The organism is Chamaesiphon polymorphus CCALA 037 (assembly GCF_003003845.1).
Lineage (GTDB): Bacteria > Cyanobacteriota > Cyanobacteriia > Cyanobacteriales > Chamaesiphonaceae > Chamaesiphon > Chamaesiphon polymorphus.
In genome coordinates this window covers 1-2,321 of the sequence record NZ_PVWO01000702.1, presented here as the reverse complement: position 1 = coordinate 2,321, position 2,321 = coordinate 1, and the positions used below count along the sequence as shown (strand labels likewise).

General features: G+C 49.6%; 2 protein-coding genes. One reads left to right on the top strand and one right to left on the bottom strand.

Features of this window, described 5'->3' with window-relative positions; genetic code table 11:
* A partial coding sequence (locus C7B77_RS28480) for a hemolysin family protein (protein ID WP_342761382.1) occupies positions 1–1,375 on the top strand: 1,375 nt, incomplete at its 5' end.
* Between the two features lie 105 nt (positions 1,376–1,480).
* On the opposite strand, the gene queC is transcribed toward C7B77_RS28480, so the two are convergent.
* On the bottom strand, positions 1,481–2,161 hold the full coding sequence (gene queC, locus C7B77_RS28475; protein ID WP_106312991.1) for a 7-cyano-7-deazaguanine synthase QueC: 681 nt from the start codon (positions 2,159–2,161) through the stop codon (positions 1,481–1,483).
* Positions 2,162–2,321 lie beyond the last annotated feature (160 nt).

Genomic DNA, 2,321 nt, shown 5'->3' with positions numbered 1-2,321 from the left:
CCCATCCACCCATCCACCCATCCACCCATCTACCCTTTCATTCCTAAAAATCCCGACAATGAACGATCCTCATTCACTTTTAGGTGGTTCAGAAATTGGGTGGCGACTGCTACTGGTATTCGGATTGATTGCGATCGATGCCTTTTTTGTTGTCGCTGAGTTTTCGATCTTGTCAGTGCGAAGATCGCGCATCAGTCAGTTGGTGGCGGCTGGAGACGATCGCGCTAAACAAGTGCAAGATCTACAACGTCGGATCGATCGATTGCTCTCGACTACCCAAGTCGGTATTTCGCTCTCAAGTTTGGCTCTTGGCTGGATTGGCGAACGCGCGATCGTCCAAATTTTGATGCAGTATTTAGAAAATGTCCCACTGGCACATTCGCTAGCAATTCCCCTGACATTTGTACTGTTGGCATATCTCCAGATTGTCTTTGGCGAACTAATCCCCAAATCGATCGCGTTGATTTATGCCGAACCAATCGCCCGTTTTTTGGGCGCGCCGAGCCTCGCCATCGCGCGGATTTTTAGTCCGCTGATTTGGGTACTCGATCGATCTACCAAACTGTGTTTGCGAATATTCGGCATTAAAGAGCGGTACGATAGTCGCGATCGGGTGACATTTAAAGAGTTGCAAGCGATCGTCTCCACCGAACGCGAATCCAGCGGACTAGCACTCGAACAACGCGAAGTCTTAACTAAAGTCCTGGAATTTGCCAATAAGATTGCCACCGATGTGATGATCCCTAGTACCCAGATCGTCACCGTTCCTAAAACAGCCAGTTGTCAAACACTGCTGATTAAAGTCGCTACAACTGGTTATTCCCGCTATCCCGTTACCGATACCTCGCTCAACAAAATTGTCGGGATCGTTGCTTTTAAAGATTTTGGTACTTTACTCACTCAAGGTAAACCAGCCGGACAAATTCCGATCGCCAAATGGATTCAACCAGTAGAATTTGTTGCCGAATCTACACCCGTGAGCGTTGTCCTCCAACAGATGCAACTCTCAGACACTCACATGACGATCGTGGTTGACGAATTTGGCAATACTGCTGGCTTGATTACCCGTCAAGATGCGATCGAAGAAATGATTGGCATGAAAGTCACCTCCGATCGACCCACACAATTGATTCAGCAGCTCGCCGACGGGACATTTCTCGTCCAAGCTCAAATCAATCTCGAAGATCTCAACGCCCAACTCAAGATCGCTCTCCCCTTAGCCGATGATTATCAAACTCTGGCCGGATTTCTGCTTAACAAATTGCAACATTTCCCCCAGATTGGGGAATCATTAGAGTATGGAGAATGGATTCTAACGATCGTTTCGACCGTCGGGCCGAGGATCGATCGGGTACGGGTGAAGGTGCGGAGGTAAGGGTGGATGGGTGGATGGGTGGATGGGTGGATGGGTGGATGGGTGGATGAGTGGATGGGTGGATGGGGAACGTAGTTCCAAAGCCTAAAGCCTAAAGCCTAAAACCTAAAGCCTATCTCTCATCCCCGGATCTACCACCCCTAGCTCCTCAAAAGCTGCTAACCGCAGGCGACAGGAGTCGCAGGTACCGCAAGGGACGCGATCTCCTGAGTAGCAAGACCAAGTTTGCGCCCAGGGTACGCCCAATCGATCGCCGAGCTGGATAATTTCAGTTTTTTTGAGATCGATTAAGGGGGTGACGATTTCGATCGGATCGCCTTCCCTACCTTGTTTAGTGCCCAATCTAAACACAGATTGCATTGCCTCGATATAATCGGGACGACAATCTGGATAGCCGGAATAATCGAGGGCATTGACACCGATGTAAACTCGATTAGCTTCGATCGCTTCGGCATATGCAAGCGCGAAACTCAAAAAAATGGTGTTGCGGGCGGGAACATACGTTACTGGAATAGATTCTGACATTTGAGCGAGATTTCGTTCTTGTGGCAGTGCGATCCGATCGTCTGTGAGTGCCGAACCTCCCCACAAACGGAGATCGAAGCTCACGACTTGATGCTCGACTACCCCAACAGCACTCGCGATCGCACTCGCCGCTTCGAGTTCGCGCCGATGACGTTGTTGATAATCAAAAGAGAGGGCATAACAGCTATAACCCTCACTTTTGGCTAAGTACAACACCGTCGAAGAATCTAAACCACCTGAGAGGAGAATAACTGCTTTCACAACGACTAGAGGATAAATGGTTTTCTATTTTAACTTTTCCTATTGGTGGGGAGTTGGGAGTTGCGGCTCGCGCTCGTCGGGTTTCCCGACGGTATAGCGAGACAAGACAGGGAGTTGGGAGGTGGGAGGTGGGAGTTGGGAGGTGGGAGTTGGGAGGATG